The sequence below is a fragment of the Jannaschia pagri genome (assembly GCF_019655435.1).
GTDB lineage: Bacteria > Pseudomonadota > Alphaproteobacteria > Rhodobacterales > Rhodobacteraceae > Jannaschia > Jannaschia pagri.
On sequence record NZ_BPFH01000001.1, the window covers coordinates 344,772 to 361,153 of the forward strand.

Genomic DNA, 16,382 nt, shown 5'->3' on the forward strand with positions numbered 1-16,382 from the left:
GGCAGGGCCTCTTCCTTTTTTATGAAGTCGCCCGCTTCAACGTCCGATACACAGTCGCCCGCGACACCGCGAACACCTCCGCTAGATCACCAATCGTATATTCACCTGTGCCGTGCATCCGCAGGAGTTCGGTCTGCTGCTTGGCCGACATTTTTGGTTTCTTGCCACGCAGCTTGCCCTTGGCCCGAGCGATGGCCAGACCTTCGCGTGTTCGCAGTCTGATGAGGTCGGCCTCAAACTCGGCAAAGGTGGCCATGATGTTGAAGAACATCTTTCCCATCGGGTCGGTTGGATCATAAACCGTCTGTCCGAGTGCCAAGTTCACCTTCTTGCCAATCAGCTCTTCAGCAATGGCGCGAGCATCCGGAATCGACCTTGCGAGACGATCCATCTTCGACACCACGAAGGTATCACCCTCACGCACAGCGGCCAGCGCCTGGTCGAGGCCTGGCCGGTTGCGGTTGGTGCCAGTCATGCCGTGGTCGGTGTAGATGCGATCCGGTTCGACGCCGAGCGCAACCAAGGCATCTCGCTGCACCGTCAGATCTTGTTTGTCTGTTGAACAGCGCGCGTAGCCAATTTTGGTGGATTTCATACCGGAAGTGTACGTTAGAGGGGCGTCTACTGCAAATCAAATAGAAACAGTCTAACGAGACACTTCCGAGCCAACAAATGTAGGTGACAGCTTCGCGGTAGGGAAGTGTCCGTTAGACGATCGTCTATCGTACACAAGTTACGGGATTTTCCAGAGCAGAGGCGAAGACGTCTGCCTCCTTCAAAGAGAAACATGTTCTCTCACAGCTACTGCGCCAGCGCACTTAGTTGAAACGGAGACGATAGGCCTACACTTGCGCTCAACCTGTGTACGCCAGTCAAAACCTGCGACTTCCCCCCATCACGAGACGCCTTGCTGCAAACTCTTTCTCGAGCGAGACTTACTGACGCCGTTCATCATGTTGACCTGAACAGACTTACAGTGTTCGGTAAATCTGTGACGATTAAATGCGCAACTGAAGAGTAGGCGATTTCACTGCCGGTAGGACGGGGAGTAAATAGATTCAATAAATTCCCTTAGAAGCAGACATCAAGGAGAACCTATCCGCAACATTGAATTGTTCGCGACATAGTTCTCAAAGAGAGTATCACCTGTGAATGCAAAGAGTAATTCAGATCCTGAAGCCTTCAAAACAATCGCTGAAGTATCAAAGCTGTTGGATGTGCCAAGCCACGTACTACGGTTTTGGCAGTCCAGACTCCCTCAAATAACGTCAGTCAAAGGTAAAGGGGGTCGGTATTACTACCGACCTAAAGATGTAGCGCTACTACGGGAAGTGAAAACACTTCTTCATGATGAAGGCCTTACCATTAGAAGAGCTAAGGAAATCCTACACGATAGATCGAAGGAACCACCAGCACAAGTCGATACAGAAACTCTGTCGGATCTCACAGCTGATGGTTTCATCCTCGATCTTGATGATCCTCTTGTAAGGCTAATACGTGTGAACGACAAGTCGAACACCACTACCGAGATCGATTTACATAGCTCCGATTTCTTGAAGCAGCTCGCGTCGGCGCGCCTGCAGGCAGTCGGCGGGGAAGACCGCATTCTCAACGTCACAGTACTAATTCCCGCCAATCAGATCAGGCCAATCCGTTTCTCGGCTACGACAAATGATATCGCACATGCAAGATCGCTAGCATTCCAGAAACTTGATGGCATGACACCGTATCGTCTAGACGAAATAGAAGTCTCTGTGCATCGCGATCTGCAATTAAACGAAGTATTTGTTGCCGCCGTGGCCAAGGAAACGCTTCAAGAAGCCTTTGATTTTTGCATAAACAACAAGTTCGCACCCATACAATTTGCTAGCAAGCGTCTTGGACAAGACTACCCATACCATGCAGAATTTAGTTCTGAGAGTATTTCCAGGCCACAAGTTACAGCGCCGACCGACTACGATACAGAAACGAGCACCAGTCCAGACACCCGCCAAAAATCTGAGCGACCGAAGGAAGCAGAAACAGCCCGCGTCAAGGTCAAACAAGCCCTTGAGGTGCAAGGACGAAAGCTTCTATGCGCAGAGGAGGGCATTCTAGGGTTCAATTCGGCAGGGCTGGCAACTGCAAAGGAGAGCTTGAGGGAAGAGATCGGAAGCGATGGAGCAATGGTTCTAGCTGCTTTGCGAAGCCAATTAGCACAGCTTCAGAAAGAAGCAGTGAAGCGCCAATTACCAGAAGAACTCCTTTCACGCCTGACGTCCTACTCCGTGCCTCTAAACTACGAGACGCCTGCCCTCATCTTGCTCGACGGTCCTATGGCCTTTCTAAAGGGAGGGCTTAACGATCCCTACACGACTGACGCGTTGGACGGCGGCTTCATAGGCGGCTGGCAAAAGCTCTGTGATCTGCATGATCAATTTGCTAGTTGCTTCAATACAACCGGTGTTGAAACGGATTCAGAACTAGATCTGGCCGAAGACTTCGATATCGACGAGGCACGCGACCTTACAGAGCAAGTACTTGATTCCGTCGGAGGCCCCAGCGTTTCGGAAGAACTTGTCATTGTTCTCCAAGCCACGAGAGACGCTATCGAGAAAGCATCTGAAGGGGCAATTCAGCGAAAAGGTATAGTCCGTCGTGCACTAACCTTAATTGGTTCAATCGCAGCTTTCGCCGCTACTGGTACAGCCCTGCACTCCTGGTCTGTGTCGGTTGAAGGGCGCATCATAATCGAGAGACTACTGCCGCTCGTTGAGCGGTTTTCCGCTCTGTTTGCATCTTAAACTGATGATACACACAAAACAACTGATGAATATCATCAACTTAATTGCCGACCGGAATACAATCTTGTAAATAGAGGATTTTTCTAGAGCTTATCAAACATCCAGCGTGACATCCGAGCGGTTTGACGACGATGCAGGTCATGGTCATTACGTTGCTTGAGAAACTACTATTCTCTAAGTACTACTCTTTAATATCGTTGGCCATGAGATCATCTGTTAAGCGAGACAGCAGCAATGCAAGAATGAGGCTGGCCCTCTTCTGTATGCAAAATGATGCACTGGTTCTGATTGTAGAATGTCTGCGGCTCGAACTATTGACTTTCTGACATTCAATCACCGAATATTGACGGACTGAGCTAGCGCCGCATCACGAAAAGAGATCTTTTAAGAATAATATGTTTTCAAAAAGCAAAAGAAAGCCCCGAAAGAACAATTGCATTGTTTCGGAATCCTACTCCAGACCGCCACAAGAAAACTATTCCGACTAGCGAGCGGTCAAGAGAATAGAAAGCAAAGTAAGCCTAAACCAACAGCACCCATACAAATCGGCAGTCAGAAGGACGCTGACAAGAGGCTTCCGCTTTCAAGAGCATGTATGCCTTGAACCTAGAAATCCTCGAGACAGGCGCGACGCGTCGACGACCCCGAAGATGCGTCAGGGCTGATTCCAACAACCAAATGAAACCGAACCGGAGCCTAGAAAGAGCCTAAGACGATCTAAAGCAACGGCTAACATACTGTTTTCTATGGTACCACCTCCCCGGCTCGAACGGGGGACCTCCTGATCCACAATCGCGAATTGCAATTCAGGAAGCATCATAAAAACAGATGTTTAGCCGAAAGGTTTGTAACGGGACGGTGGTAAAAAACCGTATCTCGCCTGCTTTCTTGCGGGCGGGGTGCATCCCGAAGTTACAACCGTGAGGCCAGCAAATGAGCGATTTCGATCTGAGCAATCCCGACAAGGTGCCGTTGGGGGGAAAACTAACCCCGCAACAATTCATCGACATGGCCAAGGCGCACCGCGCGGCGGACCAATTGGCGAGCGGGCACTTTGAGCGGAGAGATGGGCAGGCGTGTTCCGTGGGGTGCTTCAACTATGACCTAGGGCAGACACCTGGTGATTTCGAAGCATTGTCTGAATCAACTGGATACCCCGAATGGGCGCACCGCTTTCAGGAAGCTGTTTTCGAAGGTCTACCGGACGGCGACCGGCAAGACTGGCATGTTCAGTTTGCGGAGCGCGCGGCGGCGGTGTCCGACTGGGGCGCTTTTTACCATCGGCTTATGATCGCTATCCTAAAAGTAGCCATCCCCTACGATACATCGGGATGCGTGAAGCGCGTAATATCCCTGCATAAGCGTGCCCCGGACGTTTCCCGAGAAGAGTGGGCCGCCGCACGGGCCGCCGCAGGGGCCGCCGCACGGCGCGCTTTCCGCGATGCGTTTCTTGAGCCGGAGGTTGGGAAATGAACACCAACCAACTCCCCACCGCACCCTCCCTACTGCCCCACCAGACGCCCGCAGGACGCCGCCGGATGAAGTCCGCCGTGGCCGACAAGCTGGCCGCTGAGAAGGCGCTTATGGACCGCCTGACACGGCCTGACCTGCACGCTCGGACGATGCTGTCGATTGCGGATCTGTGTTCCGCCACACCCGCCGCGCCGGGTCACTCACAAGGTCAAGGACAGGCATGACATGGCATCACGTCCCCGGCACGGACTGTCCCTCTGCGCAGGCGGCGCTGGATTGGATATGGGCATCATGCTTGCCGAGCCGGGCTTCCACACCCGCGCCTACGTTGAATGGGACGAATACCCCAGGGACGTCCTCATCGCTGCCCAGCGGGCAGGATACTTGGCCCCTGCCCCCATCTGGGACGACCTCACAACCTTCGACGCCAGACCGCTTGCCGGAGCGATCGACACCGTACTTGCCGGATACCCATGCCAGCCGTTCAGCGCGGCGGGCAAACGACGCGGGGCAAACGATCCCCGACACTTGTGGCCCCATGTCGCCAGAGTGTGCCGTGAGCTCGGGACAGGACTCCGATGGATCATCCTCGAAAACGTCAGCGGCCACGTCACCCTCGGCGCAGAGACCGTGTTGCGAGAACTATGGGACATGGGTTTCACGCCTGCGGTTGGCCTCTTCACAGCGGCAGAAGCAGGCGCGCCGCATAAGCGAGAGCGTTGGTTCAGCGTGGCCTACCGCCAAGGCGATGACGGGCGGCGCGAATACGAATCGTGTCTTACGGGGTGCCGGCGGCCCGGATCTGCAAGAGGCGACAGAGAATTGGCCGACACCGATGGCCGGGACACCGGCCCAGAACGGGAACAGTGCGGCGGGGAACAGCGATTTCACACGGCGGGCCGAGACGTTGGCCAAGGCGATGATGTGGGGCACGCCAGTCGCGAACGACGACAACAAGTCGCCTCAAGCCCATTTAGCCATGAAAGCCCGAATGAAGGGCGGGCCGCGGAACACGGTCACATCGTTGCAGGTGCAAGCCCGCATGTGGACCACACCGCAGGCCCACGACGTCAGCCCGAGGGGATCGGGGCAGATCCCGACAGCGGCGGCCGGCAATGCCTGCCTGGCGACCGATGCGCAGCAGTTTCCAACGCCAGCCAGTCGAGATCATCGGTCACCAAACACCACGCCCTTCAAAACGCGCGGGGGCGAGAACAAGGGCGAGCGGCTTCCGAATTTCATCGCCCATTCCTTCACCCACCCGGCCCCCAAGCCCACGACCTTTGGCAGATTGTCATTCGAGACGCGCCGGAACTTGCTCCGGCTCTTGGCCGAGGCGGGGTTTTTCAAGCGGCCAAAGCGCATTGGGCGGCCGTATTCGGAACCGACCCGTCGCAATCCGAGGGATGCAGCGCGGGCACACTGGCGCAGATACCGGAGTTACGAGCGGTGGGAACACCGCCGAAGGACGTGGATGGCGCGGCGGTTGAACGTGTTGTTCGTCGAATGGCTGATGGGCTGGCCGCCCGGTCACGCGCTTTGCGATTGCTCGGCAACGGCGTTTGCCCACTGGTCGCAGGCCATGCGTGGCGCACTCTGTCAGCAGCCCACGGCCTTAGCCGCTTGGATCTGGAAACCGCCGGTCCCGAAACCAGCGCCGAAGCAAGGGAGTCTGTTCTGAGGTCGTTACAGGAAACGCACCTCAACCTGTTCGCCCGTGGTGGGCGGAACCCCGGCGGGCACACTTCGCGGATACAGCCCGCCGGGGCAACTGATTGGAGATGATGATGCAGTTCAACTATCCCGAAGGGCGAAAGCCGCAACCAACCCCGGAGATTGAGGTCGGCAACGTCTACGCTAGCAAAAACACGCATAAGACGAAGGCTTGGCTTGTCCTCAACATAACGGGAAACACCGTCCACCTTCTTGGCTTGGATAGCGAGGGTGAAGTTTCTTCGACGCAGTCTTACGGGATGCATTCCTTTGAGCGCCGAACCCTGATCGGTCGCGTCAATCTTTCGAACATGGAGTTCGATATCGAGGCAACCAATGACTGACATGCCGGAAACGATTTGCGCACGCTATTACCCGGCATCAGGGGTAGTCAACGCGCGTGTAGATAACAATTGGACGTTTGCGGCGCACGGATGCGTAGAAGCCAACTACCGCCGCGCCGACCTACCCTTAACCCGCGAGAAGATAGAGGCGATGGTGAGGCCGTTGGAGTGGCTGGAGCGCAGAAACAACGCCTTTGAGGCGGGCGACTACTCCATTCACTGCAACGCTTCGCCATACGATGCGGACCAAATGTGGCGCGTGAAGTTCCACGGCAAGGTCGTATGCAAACAAATCAAGGGATCTGACCGAGCGATGGAATGGGCAGCAAAGCATCGCACCGCCCGCATTCTCCGCGCCCTTGGCATGGGGGATGGGTGATGCGGGTCAGCTCCTTCGAGTACCTAGCCAAGTTGCATCCTGATCGTCCCCCATACCCGAAACCGTTCGTCTGCGTGATTTGCCAGGAGAACCAAGATACCAAATGGCCAGGACCGGTGCAGCATTGGCCAATTCCACCGATCTGCCACTATTGCGAAACGCTTTGGGGTGCGAAAGGTCTTGGTCCAAACGGGTCTCACAAAGACCGTCGCCTTGCGCGGCAGGTAAAAGCCTTGGCTTGCTCGATAGAACAAGCCGCTTGGCGTGCAGAGCATAAGAGAAAGGGTATCTTCAATGGCGCGTGACTATGACAGTTCGCCGGTCAGTGACAGCCTTGGCCTACAAAACGTCATTGTGGGGCTGGCCGATGATCTGCAGCAAATGCGGACTGGCCAAATTAGCCCACAAGATGGAATGGCGCGCGCCGCTGTCGCCAAGCAGTTGTTTAACGGCGTTCGGATGTATTTGCAGGCCATCAAAACAATGGAGTCGATGGCAAAACCGGTTGGTGGTGAGCCTGACCTGTCTCTTATCGACAGCGACAAAGAGACCTAACATGACTGCCGAACCCTTCACTCACGCCGCTCGCCTCCAGACAATGCGTAGCGACTTTGACCGCCTGCGAAAGCTAGTGAAGTCATGGGCCGCGTACGAAGAAATTGAACAAGCCTGGGATCGGATTGAGCCGTGGCTGGATCAGTTGCAGCCGAAGACGGCTCCGAGCCGGTATCGACATAGAGAAGGAGACGCGTGATGGACTACGAAGACGATGACCTAGACGGGGTTCTGTTCCGTTTTTGGATTAGAGCGGCATCGTATCCTGGCGGTTGGCCGCTTCGACTGTCGCAAGTGTTTAGCGATCACAAGCCCTCTGACGGAGGCAATATGCAGCCTAACCACTATCGCGCTGCGCTTATGACTCTCGCAAAAGAAAAGGGCGTCAATCTTCCCCAGAGAAGCAAGCAATGACCCTCCCCGCCCACCTATCCGCCGCCCTGGACGCCCTAGGCGTGCGTAACGACCCCAAGCCTGTGCAGACTGCACCCAAGCAACACCCGGCCCCCTGGCGTCCCTCTGAGGGCGATACAGAGCCGCCTTTTTAGCGCCTCTTCCTTCGCAAACGCAAAAAGCCCCGCCGACCGAAGCCAGCGGGGAAGTTGACAGTGGGGAAGGCGCGCTTTTCCCGGCGCGCACGGGGCCTGCTACGGAGCCGAAATCGACCCGTTAGTCCATGGGTCTGCGTTGATCGCAGCGATGGAGCCTTGCTCTGCGATGGAGATTTCGGCGATTTTTTGCCCCTGGCCGGTCATGGTGATTGCGGTGGCCCGGAACAATGCACATTCCAGGCCGTCCAGAACCGCGTTTAGGCCGCCAGTGGTGGCTGCTCCAAATACAATCTGGCGGTCAGTTTGCAGAAGCCCAGTGCCAGAGGTGATCGACTGACGTCCGACCTCCGTGCCGTAGAGGTTCACCACAACCACCTCATTGGCGACGTCGATCAGCACCGATAGGTCAATCCAGGCATCGGCGGGGAGCTCTCCTAAATCCGTGGTGTTGCCGAGGTTGGTGCCCGTGCTGTCCTCGACCGCGCGCGTAAAAACGCTGGCATTGCCGTCCGTGCGGATCTGGCCAGCGGAGTGCTGTGCGGCCAGGACGACGTTTTCCAAGGCCGTGCTGCTGCGAATGAGGGCATCGAAGCGCCAAGCTGTGGAGCCTGTGGGTGGCGGGTCTGTCACGAAGTAGGTGTCTGCCCCCAGGACAAATACATCGCCCGCCTCTGGCCCGCCTGGGACGCGCTGCGCATCGGTAATGTCTGAGGCGACACCACCTGCCCCGCCCGCCGACACCACGCACTGAATATCGGCGCCAATGTCGATGTTGCGGATAGTGTAGCTGGCGTCGTTCGCATCTTCGATGACCCGTCCGTTGCGGACCCAAGCATAGCCGTAGTCGTTTGCCTCGACACCCGACCACGTACCCTGTGATGACGTGAGCGTGCCGCCGACCGTGAGCGACCCCGTGACGACTGGAGCGGCCTGCAACGTGGGCACAGCACTGGCGGACGGGGCGTTGTTCACAATAGCCGTTAGATCCGCGCCCTTGCCCTCCGCAGGACCACCGACCGCCGGTGTGACCGCCGCGATGATCTGAGCAAGCGACCCGAGGTTGTCGAACCGGTCAGCCGCGAAGGCTGTAGCGTAGCTGATGAGTTCCCCACGCAGACCAAGCACAATGCCGCCCGTGTCGGTGATAGGTGCGGTGCCAGCGTTGGGGCCGTCAAAGAAGGCCGGTTGGCCCGTGATGTTGTCCGTGAGTGTGATGGGATTGTCGCCAACAACATTTAAATCGAAACGGCAGAAAGAACCTGCGTTAGCCTCGCCGGGTGCGATGAAGGTGTTCCGTTCGAAAACGCCGCCATTGCACTGAATGGACGTGTGATGATTGCCGCTCGTAGCGATCACGCAATCACGGACAATCGGGTCGACCAAGGTCACCCTGTTCCCGCTGTCGGGAAAGCTGGTGAGGGCACCGTGCATGGTGGAGCCCCGTGCCAGTAAAGGCGCTTCGACGGCAACGACACGCTCGCTACGCACGCCTAGAACAGGCGTTCCCGTGGGTAAAGTCGTGCTGATAAATTGGAAAGATGGGTCCACGTGAGGGTTCACTTCGTCACGCGCGTCACCTGTGAAAAGCAAGCCTTCGCTGTCTTCGTGAACAAAAGGCCCTTCTGCTGCGGCTACCGTCTGCGGCGAGATATTCCAACAGTCCGCATATACGCGCTGATAGGTGCAGCGCCGAACAATCAGGCCACCCGCAAAACCTAGAAGAATAACCCCGACGCTGAGTAGGTCCCGGAAATTGCAACGCTCAAATGCGAGTGTCCCCGGCGTTCCACGGCTCGACCCAATGCACCGCACGCCGTGCATCTCCATTGGGTAAGACCCTTGCAACTTGTAATCCCCAAGCCGGTCGGTACGCAGGCCGTAGAAATTGCAATCTGATACAGTCAGGTATTCAACGTCGCCCTGCAATTCCAAAAGTCCCGCACCGCTGTCATCGCCTGTTGGATGCGTGAACGTCAAACCCGATAGACGCACGTTCTTCGTGTGGCGCAACTCCAACCCGTGTGTGAAACCGGCGGACCCGGAGCCGATGATTTCGATAGGCGCGGCAGGCGTCACCCCAACCATGTCCTGCTCCACCCTCCGCATCAGGCTGGTGTCGATCATCGTATTGATGCCGATGCTACCCCCGCCATCAGCAACAGCTTCGTTCAAGGCCGTCTGCAATTCGGCGATTGTGCTGACCACCACGTCGGGAACGTTGGGCACCACACCGTCAAGGAGATCCCCATCGCCAAAAAATGGAACGCCTCCATCGCCGAAATACGTACCTCCAAAATACGCCATGTCAGACTTCGGCCTGGTGGATGTTAATCGTGGCAGTAGTTGTGTCATCGTAGTGGCCCGCCAGAGCCAGCCAAACGCGCACACCCATCGGCAAGGTCATCTTATCGCGGGTTCCGGGTTCAATAAAATCGCCGTCCGCAACGTCACGCGTCGGCGGAGTGCCATCAGACGACGTGTGTAGATAAACCACATACCCGGTCGTGTTCGGAATACGAATCTGTGTGTTTGGCGCGGGCGAGGTGTATTGAGCGGCTTGCGGCCAGCCAGGGGATACGGTGACGGGAACATCGGCCATTTGAAAATCCTTTATTGTTGGGTTGCTTTGGCGTCGCATTCGTCAGCGATGCGATCGACGGCGACGATCTTGTCGTTGGCTTCGCCCAAGGCCGTGTCCTGGGCGACGATGATCCGGGCCACGTCAGCCGCTGTTGTGGCGGTCAGGTCGGGCCCTGGCACCGGCGTGCGCAGGTCATCGGGGATCGAGCAGGCTATCAGCCGCGTCTCCGTCACGACTTCGGGTTTCCCGCAGGAGGCGCAGAGCGCGCAGAGAAGCATCAGAAGCAGCGTCTTGGGCATCGGGGGCGTCCTCTATGGCGGCGATAATAGCTTGTGCGTCTCTGGCCCGTTCCTCGGCGGCCAGACGGGCCTCTGCGGCGATGCGGGCCGCGTCCTGGGCCAACTCAATCTGGGCTTGCTGGGCGGCGATCTGGTGGGCCTGGGCGGCCACAAGGGCGCGTTCGGCTGTCAGTTGATCGGACAGCTGGTTGGCCGACCTATTCTCAACCAGACCCCATCCCACGCCGCCAAGCGCGACGAGGACCAGGGTCGCGGTGATTGGGCTGCCGATCATGCGGCGGCACGATCTGAATCGGACAAGAGGCGTGCAGCCTTAAACGCGCCACGGAAAATGGCCTCGGCCAGTTCGTCCATGTTCTGATCCGCCACGACGCATTCGGCGGCGTTCGATCCGAAATAAGGCTCCGTCAGGATGGCCGGCGCACGGCCCTGCCAAAGCGACCGACCACCGCGATCGTGACGTCCGCGCACCTGCACGCCTCGGTCGCGATTTCCGAGCACGGCAGCGCAGCGGCTGCGAACTTCCTGGGCCAAGAGTAGGGATCCACGGGTGCCGCTGGACAGCGTGAGCCCACCGTTCGCGCGGGCGCTAGCCGATCCGTTGAAGTGGAGTTCGACGGACACGTCCGCGCCCCAAGCATCGACCTCGGCATATACCCGGTCGATCTCCGCAGAATAGCCTCCGCCACCCTGGCGCCGAAAGATCCGAACTTGGTTCCCGTGGGCCGCGATAAGTGTGGCAAGGCGACCATTCCAGTCGTATTCAGTGCGGCCGTCAGTGACGCGCACTGCCCCTTGGGCGCGTGCGTTGTGGCCGACGACAATAGCGATCTTGGTCATGTCCTTACTCCCGGCTTGCTTTGCGTTTGAAGAATTGCGCCAAGGCGGACAGCACGGCGCGCAGGCGGATGAACAGGCGCCAGGGCGGGTAGCCGACCACGTTCCACCACCGCCATTGATCGCGGTCCTGATCCGGTAACGATAGTTGGAGGCCGACGAGCGCCTGATACCCGGCCCAGATCATGCTGGCGTTCCAGACGGCGTTGATCGTGAGCCCGCCGCTCGCGTCGTTCCACGCGGCCCAGGCTTCGGGGGCGAAAAATGACCGGAACAGATCCCAGTAACCCATGCGCCACGCATAGGAGCCCGTGCCCCAGAACATAGCTTGGCCGAAGGCCCGGATCGCGGCCCCCAATGGGTCGATGCTGGGATCGACGCCTTTTGCCCACGCCGTGCGGGAGAAGGCCAGCTGCACCATCAGGCAAAAAACAAAAGCGACCCATGCGCTCAATTCGTTAAGCCACATCAGTGTGTCCTCGGGGTGTTTGGTTCGTCGTTGGGGGTTCGGTCTTCGTTGATCCGATCCAGCATCCGGCGCATCTGAGCGTTCAGATCAGCTTGGGCGGCCACAGTCTGTTCGTGGGCCTTGCGAGCGTCGTCGTCCTTACCGCTGCGGTTCGTGAGAAAGCGCCAAAGGTTCATAGCTTCTGCTCCAACCGTGTGAGGATGTCGCGAAACATGACCAAAGTCGTTTGGGTTTGGACGCTCTCCGCGTGCTGCCTATCGGTGAGGGTGTCGATCCTCTTGCTTTGCTCGTGGACCTTCCAAGCTAGGCCGATGATCACGACGCCAGAAAGGCCGCCGCCCAAGGCATTCAGAATGGTATCAAGCCACTCCATCAAACAGCCCTCTCCGCAACGCCGTTGCCAATGTAGTAATTCCCAGGTCGGCTGATTGAGGTCGCGCCGTCGGCGTCGTAGGCGATGCCCGTCAGCATGTTCCACAACAGGTTGTCCGCGATGATTGTGCGCGTCGTCTGCACGCCGTCATCGTCGGGGCCGGTGATGATCCCGACTTGGTGGTTGGCGGTATCGCTCTGCTCGGCGGTCCAATGCTCAAAGCTGATGGTGTTGTCGGCCACATGGGCTAATCGGACACCCCGAACCGTAATTGCCGCCTCGTATCCGTCGCCTTCCATCACGTCGGGCTGATAGTGGCGGCACCGGAAATCCGTGATCTCGTTGTTGGCAATGCGCCACAATTCGCCAGACGACACAAAGATCGCGTTGCCGTTGCAGCGACGGATCGTGTTGCCCGAAATGACCCCGCGCGTACCGTCGTTCCGCGTGCCTGACGTGTTGGTGGCGCCCGTGCTGATGCCGTTTCGGCCGTCTTCGACAATATTGTTGACGACCATGCAATCGCGCACAAACCGCTTCATTTGCACGAAGTTATCGCAGCCCATCGCTCTGTTGTTGGCGATATAGACGCGACGCCCGATGCCTTCTCGGAAGTAAGTGTATGGGGCTCCTAGGCTGACCGTCTCGTCAAATTGCCCGTTGCCACCCGACAGATAAACAGCGCAGTCCTTCGCCCCTATGAAGCGATTGCGTTCGATCGTCATGCTGTCGGCCGCGCCGAGATCCAGCGCAGAATCCCCGCCGAAGCCCGTGTCGCTCCAATTTGGGTTGGCCGCCGTGACGACGTTGCCTTGCTGGTCCAGCGAACCTTGATCGAACAGCAGGCCCTCAACCCACACGTCGCGATACCCCGGAAGCGTCTTTACGCCGTTCACGCCAAACGTCTTGGTCGGGATGCTGCGTAGGTTAACTGTGCCGCGACCCGTGATTTTGAGGTCGTAGGTCGGCGCTTGGCCGGGGGTACGACCCTGCGATGGCGCAAAGAAGAACAACCCTAATTCGTCGGTGCCGTCGATTGTCTCACCAACGTCACGTCCGACAGGTCCGGCCCACGGAAACGCTGCGCGGATCGTGCCGTTGATCTCAATGCTCGGATGCACGTCGGTGTCTATGACCAGAAGGTAACCCTCGCTGTCGCCCATGAATGTCGACGACGCGCCCTGTAGAACGTACTCTTGATTTTCGGTGAACTCGATCCGCACCCGCTTGCCCAGCTGCGTCCTCGCGAAGGCCCAAAGCGCCCGGGTCGACGCCGTCGTCTCAAGTGTCGTGGCCGCAGTGCCCGCAGGGCCGAAATGCTCGGGGCGATAAGGCTCGATCGGGTCTAGGCCGGGAAGGTCAGCAATGACCGTCGATGCCTTACGGACGCGCCAGGCCGCTTTGCGCACTCGGACTTTGTTGCCCTCGGGGACGTGGACCGAGTTGGCCGCCCACCAAGTCACCAATTCGGCCCGGGTGGTAAACTCGCGCTTTGTCTCTTGCTGCGATGCAAGGCGTAGCCAGCTGCCCCAAGTGGAAACGCTCTTGCCGCGGAAATACGGCATCCCGCCCGCCGCAGGACGATGCGCCAACTGCCACCCGCTGTCGGTGTCCCCCGTCTTGTCAGGCACATGGAGAACTTGCCAGCCAAAGCCGTTAGTCGGTGCGCCATGCGCGGTTTCCAAGAAGTTCGTCGTCGGGCCAAAACGCGCCAGGGTGTCGAAACTGGCTGTCAGATCAGCGAAACCAAGCTGCACGTCGCCGTCGATTTTGACGTTGCCTTGGATGGTCATGTTGCCAAGACCATCGGCCCAGACGTTGGTCCCCAGGAAGTTCCATTGGGTGGCGCTGTTCGACGAGGTGACCGTCCCGCTCCACGCGTACCCGGTGCCGTTGTTGGCGTCGATCACCCAGCCGAACGGATCCTGCTGCGCGCCCGATTGGAAAGGCGGAACGCGCTGCATGGCGTCAAAGACGACGATGCCGCCGACGTCCGATTGGGGGCCGATCTCGGCCAGTACGTCGCCCTCGCCAGCCGACCGCCAGCGCAGGTTCTTGAACGATACCGCCGTGTTGAGGTTGGTCACGTAGACCCGGGCCGACCCGAGGTTCTGCGCATCAAACACGCCTTCGAACTCGCCGCCCCAACGGTCGGCCACGATGTGTTCCAGCGGGTAGCGCGCGGGCTGCGGAGTTTGGTCCGGATGGAACTTCCCGTCCATGCGGAACAGCTCCATGTCGTCCACATACATGCCGTAGCCCGCGAAGGATTCAATGTTGAACTCGGGCATGTCGTTGTCGCTGGGTCCGTTGCCAAAGCTGGAACCCAGGAACTCGACACAGGCGACGGCAAATTCACTGACGGCCGACACAGGCGCAGGCTGGTCGAGTGTCAGCGTACTATCCCCATCCGTCGATATGATCTTTGCGCGGAAGGGGCGCCGATTCGTGCCCCCATCGCGGAAGACGACAACTAGGCCCTCGACGTCGCTGGTGGCGATGGGCGCGTCCACTGTGACCTCTACGCTGCCCGCTGTCAGCGTGGCCCAGGGCGACCCAAAATACAGCGCGCGGTCGACTGTGTCGTTGGCAGAGTAAGCCGCGGTGGCCGTCGTGCTCGACGTGACCTCCACGATCCTGATTTTGCGCCGAAGCGTGCTGCTGCCCGTGCCCCAGACGTTGACTGTCTTGCCTTCGTCTGACGCGCTGAAGATTGGCCCGCTGGCCGTCAGCGTCGTACCCGCCTGACGCACGGTGACACCCGTCGCGTCCTTGTACTGGAACGACCGCCCGCCAGAGAACGTGCGGATCCGGTCAAAGACACAGTTCTGGGGCGTCGCCACACGGATCGCGGTATTGTTCGATGACCCGATGCGGATCTCGTTGAACTCAATCTGGGCTGCGCCAACGTGGTCGATAAAGACGGGTGAGTTAAACTGAGAACCCGCCCGCCCGAACTCGATACCGCGGATGCCGATTTCCGTCTGATACGCAGGGGCATCCGGGTCGCCCATTTGAAAGACGGCCCCCTGCTTCGCATTCGGCCCGTAACCGTGGTATGCCACCGTGACGATGGTGCTGATCGCCCCGCCGTTGTTCGCGCCGCAAATCGTGCCCTTCTTTCCGCCGGTCGAGGTAAAGTCGATGCTGTCGGTGACCGTGATTGCGGGCGGTAGGACCAGCTGCGCGCAGTTTGTCTGGAGCGTCTCGACAAAGAATAAAGCCGCTCTCTGCAAAATCTCCGTATCGCTTTCGTTGCTGACCCCGAGCGTGCCGAACCACTTCACGTGGATGTTGGCCGGGTCATAGATCCGTAGCCAACGGCCAGCGCCCCCCTCAGATGGTGCCAGGGTGAACACCCCGTCATCGGCTAAGGTCGAGGCGGCGTCCCACTGAAACGTGCCATTGTCTGCCACAAACACCTGTGCGCCCGCGACGAGTTTGCTCAGTTCAATATCGCGGACAGCCTGCGTTGAGGCGGCCATAAACGCGCGCGTGGGATCGAGCGGAAGCACGATTGGATCGTTGGCATCCGGGCCCTGTCGAAAGCCCCCCTGCCCATCCCCGACCAGTGTCCGGTTCGCACCCAAGACAGGGATGCGCTGGATCTGACGCAAGCCCGTGGCCGGGTCTGGCACAACCCGCACCGTCGATCCGACCTCGCGCCACAGATCAACGATCGAGGCATTCAGTTCCGTCAGTTCGGTGTTGAGGTGCTTCGTCAGCGACGGATCAGTCGGCAGGTAGTCGGTGGAGCGATAAGGGATCAATCGGCCCACAACGATGACCTGATCCCCGGCACGCAATTCCGCGTCGAAGGTCAAGGTTGCCTGATCGTCCACCCCGTTGACCAAGTTCGTGTTGATCGTGAACGCGGTCGTTTCGTCATTATTGACAAAGACGGTTAGCCCATCGTCCGCGACCATTTGAAAGCCGATCTCAAACGGCCCTCGGCTGTCTGCCGCAACTGTGAACGGATGCACGCGGTTCGTGCCGGTGGGTATCTGTGCCATGGCGATTTGATG

At 58.5% G+C, this 16,382-nt stretch carries 18 protein-coding genes and 2 pseudogenes; 10 read left to right on the forward strand and 10 right to left on the reverse strand.

The features are described from left to right. Positions 1-19: 19 nt before the first annotated feature. A complete protein-coding gene (locus K5R33_RS01730) occupies positions 20-595 on the reverse strand; it encodes a recombinase family protein (protein ID WP_220747238.1) in 576 nt (191 codons plus the stop codon). Positions 596-1,217: 622 nt separating this feature from the next. Between K5R33_RS01730 and K5R33_RS19205 the strand changes: the two are divergent. The 10 genes and pseudogenes from K5R33_RS19205 to K5R33_RS01770 all read left to right on the forward strand — a co-directional run. Further along, positions 1,218-1,331, forward strand: a pseudogene (locus K5R33_RS19205) (MerR family transcriptional regulator); the annotation flags it as partial. Further along, positions 1,332-2,783 (forward strand): hypothetical protein, encoded by a 1,452-nt coding sequence (locus tag K5R33_RS01735; RefSeq protein WP_373314135.1) that lies wholly within the window; start codon positions 1,332-1,334, stop codon positions 2,781-2,783. A 933-nt stretch (positions 2,784-3,716) separates the two neighbouring features. Continuing rightward, the gene (locus tag K5R33_RS01740; protein WP_220747240.1) at positions 3,717-4,256 is read left to right on the forward strand and encodes a hypothetical protein; all 540 of its coding nucleotides are present in this window, start codon (positions 3,717-3,719) and stop codon (positions 4,254-4,256) included. Continuing rightward, positions 4,253-4,480, forward strand: coding sequence for a hypothetical protein (locus tag K5R33_RS01745; RefSeq protein WP_220747241.1), 228 nt, complete (start codon positions 4,253-4,255; stop codon positions 4,478-4,480). The genes K5R33_RS01740 and K5R33_RS01745 overlap by 4 nt, the downstream gene beginning before the upstream one ends. Before the next feature lie 67 nt (positions 4,481-4,547). Continuing rightward, positions 4,548-4,946: pseudogene (locus tag K5R33_RS19210) on the forward strand (DNA cytosine methyltransferase); the annotation flags it as partial. Between the two features lie 145 nt (positions 4,947-5,091). After that, on the forward strand, positions 5,092-5,937 hold the full coding sequence (locus K5R33_RS18970; RefSeq protein ID WP_255576089.1) for a hypothetical protein: 846 nt from the start codon (positions 5,092-5,094) through the stop codon (positions 5,935-5,937). 106 nt (positions 5,938-6,043) lie between these two features. Beyond that, complete coding sequence (locus tag K5R33_RS01755; protein ID WP_220747243.1) at positions 6,044-6,313, forward strand: hypothetical protein; 270 nt, start codon at positions 6,044-6,046, stop codon at positions 6,311-6,313. After that, entirely contained in the window at positions 6,306-6,692 is a 387-nt protein-coding gene (locus K5R33_RS01760) for a hypothetical protein (RefSeq protein WP_220747244.1), read from the forward strand. The genes K5R33_RS01755 and K5R33_RS01760 overlap by 8 nt, the downstream gene beginning before the upstream one ends. A 294-nt stretch (positions 6,693-6,986) precedes the next feature. Continuing rightward, positions 6,987-7,247 carry a hypothetical protein gene (locus tag K5R33_RS01765; protein ID WP_220747245.1) on the forward strand — a complete coding sequence of 87 codons (261 nt, stop codon included), beginning with the start codon at positions 6,987-6,989 and terminating at the stop codon, positions 7,245-7,247. A gap of 198 nt (positions 7,248-7,445) precedes the next feature. Next, positions 7,446-7,661 carry a hypothetical protein gene (locus K5R33_RS01770; protein WP_220747246.1) on the forward strand — a complete coding sequence of 72 codons (216 nt, stop codon included), beginning with the start codon at positions 7,446-7,448 and terminating at the stop codon, positions 7,659-7,661. A 233-nt stretch (positions 7,662-7,894) separates the two neighbouring features. Here K5R33_RS01770 and K5R33_RS01775 read toward each other — a convergent pair whose 3' ends face one another. Genes K5R33_RS01775 through K5R33_RS01815 form a run of 9 tightly spaced genes read right to left on the reverse strand, consistent with a single transcriptional unit; the run spans position 7,895 to position 16,370 of the window. After that, positions 7,895-10,102, reverse strand: coding sequence for a hypothetical protein (locus K5R33_RS01775; protein ID WP_220747247.1), 2,208 nt, complete (start codon positions 10,100-10,102; stop codon positions 7,895-7,897). A gap of 1 nt (position 10,103) precedes the next feature. Then, positions 10,104-10,397 (reverse strand): hypothetical protein, encoded by a 294-nt coding sequence (locus K5R33_RS01780; protein ID WP_220747248.1) that lies wholly within the window; start codon positions 10,395-10,397, stop codon positions 10,104-10,106. Positions 10,398-10,408: 11 nt separating this feature from the next. Further along, positions 10,409-10,612, reverse strand: coding sequence for a hypothetical protein (locus K5R33_RS01785; RefSeq protein WP_220747249.1), 204 nt, complete (start codon positions 10,610-10,612; stop codon positions 10,409-10,411). Then, positions 10,572-10,952, reverse strand: a complete 381-nt coding sequence (locus K5R33_RS01790; protein WP_220747250.1) for a hypothetical protein — start codon at positions 10,950-10,952, stop codon at positions 10,572-10,574. The genes K5R33_RS01785 and K5R33_RS01790 overlap by 41 nt, the downstream gene beginning before the upstream one ends. Continuing rightward, on the reverse strand, positions 10,949-11,518 hold the full coding sequence (locus K5R33_RS01795; protein ID WP_220747251.1) for an N-acetylmuramoyl-L-alanine amidase: 570 nt from the start codon (positions 11,516-11,518) through the stop codon (positions 10,949-10,951). Before K5R33_RS01795 ends, K5R33_RS01790 begins: the two co-directional genes overlap by 4 nt. 4 nt (positions 11,519-11,522) lie before the next feature. Further along, positions 11,523-11,984, reverse strand: a complete 462-nt coding sequence (locus tag K5R33_RS01800; protein ID WP_220747252.1) for a hypothetical protein — start codon at positions 11,982-11,984, stop codon at positions 11,523-11,525. Next, a complete protein-coding gene (locus K5R33_RS01805; protein ID WP_220747253.1) occupies positions 11,984-12,160 on the reverse strand; it encodes a hypothetical protein in 177 nt (58 codons plus the stop codon). The genes K5R33_RS01800 and K5R33_RS01805 overlap by 1 nt, the downstream gene beginning before the upstream one ends. After that, complete coding sequence (locus K5R33_RS01810) at positions 12,157-12,357, reverse strand: hypothetical protein (RefSeq protein ID WP_220747254.1); 201 nt, start codon at positions 12,355-12,357, stop codon at positions 12,157-12,159. The genes K5R33_RS01805 and K5R33_RS01810 overlap by 4 nt, the downstream gene beginning before the upstream one ends. Beyond that, on the reverse strand, positions 12,357-16,370 hold the full coding sequence (locus K5R33_RS01815) for a right-handed parallel beta-helix repeat-containing protein (protein ID WP_220747255.1): 4,014 nt from the start codon (positions 16,368-16,370) through the stop codon (positions 12,357-12,359). Before K5R33_RS01815 ends, K5R33_RS01810 begins: the two co-directional genes overlap by 1 nt. Positions 16,371-16,382 lie beyond the last annotated feature (12 nt).

Bases quoted from the DNA above. Each gene is read 5' to 3' on its own strand.
- K5R33_RS01730 (WP_220747238.1), bottom strand. From the start codon at position 595: ATGAAATCCACCAAAATTGGCTACGCGCGCTGTTCAACAGACAAACAA.
- K5R33_RS01740 (WP_220747240.1), top strand. From the start codon at position 3,717: ATGAGCGATTTCGATCTGAGCAATCCCGACAAGGTGCCGTTGGGGGGA.
- K5R33_RS01745 (WP_220747241.1), top strand. From the start codon at position 4,253: ATGAACACCAACCAACTCCCCACCGCACCCTCCCTACTGCCCCACCAG.
- K5R33_RS18970 (WP_255576089.1), top strand. From the start codon at position 5,092: ATGGCCGGGACACCGGCCCAGAACGGGAACAGTGCGGCGGGGAACAGC.
- K5R33_RS01755 (WP_220747243.1), top strand. From the start codon at position 6,044: ATGCAGTTCAACTATCCCGAAGGGCGAAAGCCGCAACCAACCCCGGAG.
- K5R33_RS01760 (WP_220747244.1), top strand. From the start codon at position 6,306: ATGACTGACATGCCGGAAACGATTTGCGCACGCTATTACCCGGCATCA.
- K5R33_RS01765 (WP_220747245.1), top strand. From the start codon at position 6,987: ATGGCGCGTGACTATGACAGTTCGCCGGTCAGTGACAGCCTTGGCCTA.
- K5R33_RS01770 (WP_220747246.1), top strand. From the start codon at position 7,446: ATGGACTACGAAGACGATGACCTAGACGGGGTTCTGTTCCGTTTTTGG.
- K5R33_RS01775 (WP_220747247.1), bottom strand. From the start codon at position 10,102: ATGGCGTATTTTGGAGGTACGTATTTCGGCGATGGAGGCGTTCCATTT.
- K5R33_RS01780 (WP_220747248.1), bottom strand. From the start codon at position 10,397: ATGGCCGATGTTCCCGTCACCGTATCCCCTGGCTGGCCGCAAGCCGCT.
- K5R33_RS01790 (WP_220747250.1), bottom strand. From the start codon at position 10,952: ATGATCGGCAGCCCAATCACCGCGACCCTGGTCCTCGTCGCGCTTGGC.
- K5R33_RS01795 (WP_220747251.1), bottom strand. From the start codon at position 11,518: ATGACCAAGATCGCTATTGTCGTCGGCCACAACGCACGCGCCCAAGGG.
- K5R33_RS01800 (WP_220747252.1), bottom strand. From the start codon at position 11,984: ATGTGGCTTAACGAATTGAGCGCATGGGTCGCTTTTGTTTTTTGCCTG.
- K5R33_RS01805 (WP_220747253.1), bottom strand. From the start codon at position 12,160: ATGAACCTTTGGCGCTTTCTCACGAACCGCAGCGGTAAGGACGACGAC.
- K5R33_RS01810 (WP_220747254.1), bottom strand. From the start codon at position 12,357: ATGGAGTGGCTTGATACCATTCTGAATGCCTTGGGCGGCGGCCTTTCT.
- K5R33_RS01815 (WP_220747255.1), bottom strand. From the start codon at position 16,370: ATGGCACAGATACCCACCGGCACGAACCGCGTGCATCCGTTCACAGTT.